Raw genomic sequence first — 299 nt, 5'->3', positions numbered from 1 at the left:
CAATGGCTTAGATGATGGCAACTGTGTAGTTGAAGAAATTCAACCAGAAACGTCACATTCTTCTGATTGGGCTAAATACGTTGGCCATGATTGGAATGTTGACTACGATGCATCTGTTTCTGTAGAGAAACTTAAAGAGCTCGGTAACATTGTCGCAAGCTACCCTGAAGACCACAAAGCGCAATCTCGTGTTAAGAAAATATACGATGATCGTAAAGCTATGGCTGCCGGTGAAAAAGCACTTGATTGGGGTATGGCAGAGACTTTAGCGTACGCAACTATTGCAGCTGAAGGCACTG

1 pseudogene is annotated in these 299 nt (G+C 43.5%); it reads left to right on the top strand.

From position 1 onward, the window contains the following. A pseudogene (locus SB765_RS28880) lies at positions 1 to 299 on the top strand (2-oxoglutarate dehydrogenase E1 component); the annotation flags it as partial.

It is taken from the genome of Pseudomonas sp. SIMBA_067 (genome assembly GCF_046534675.1).
In the GTDB taxonomy this organism is placed as follows: Bacteria; Pseudomonadota; Gammaproteobacteria; order Pseudomonadales; family Pseudomonadaceae; genus Aquipseudomonas; species Aquipseudomonas putida.
Note: the sequence above shows the minus strand (reverse complement) of the source record. Positions and strands in the feature narration are given on the sequence as shown.